We start from the raw sequence: 489 nt of genomic DNA, 5'->3' as shown, positions 1-489 counted from the left end.
CGGACCCTGGTCCTGAACGTCGACGGCTGGACAGGTCACCTGCCGGGCCAGCACATCGACCTCCGGCTGACGGCTCCCGACGGCTACACGGCATACCGCAGCTACTCGATCTCATCCGCCCCAGGGCCCGACCGCCTCGAGGTGACTGCGGGCCGACCGGGTTCGTCGAGACCGTGGCCGACCTCCTCGTCGACATCGGCCACGACCCCGCGAACATCCGCACCGAACGCTTCGGACCCACCCACCGGAGGATGACCATGTCGAGCACCAACGTCACAGCAGACGACGCACCCTGGGTGGACGGTAACGCCCTCGCCGGACCACTCGGCGAGATCATCGGAACCGACCCCACCGTTGCCGAACTCACCTGCGCCGGCTGCCGCACGACCCGCCCGCTGGCCGCGATGCGCGTGTTCGACCGAGCACCCGGCCTCGTCGCCCGATGCCCCGACTGCGAGGACGTCGTCATGCGCGTGGTACGCACAACCG

General features: G+C 69.7%; 1 protein-coding gene and 1 pseudogene. Both read left to right on the top strand.

Going from position 1 to position 489, the window contains the following annotated elements:
* Positions 1–146: 146 nt before the first annotated feature.
* Positions 147–242, top strand: a pseudogene (locus tag KBX63_RS36995) (oxidoreductase); the annotation flags it as partial.
* A gap of 9 nt (positions 243–251) precedes the next feature.
* Positions 252–489, top strand: a 238-nt coding sequence (locus KBX63_RS34910) for a DUF6510 family protein (RefSeq protein WP_374102304.1), incomplete at its 3' end; no start/stop codon positions are given.

This window comes from Micromonospora sp. U21 (assembly GCF_018070045.1).
Classification (GTDB): domain Bacteria; phylum Actinomycetota; class Actinomycetes; order Mycobacteriales; family Micromonosporaceae; genus Micromonospora.
The sequence above is the reverse complement of the archived record's forward strand: the minus strand, read 5'-3'. Positions and strand labels throughout refer to the sequence as shown.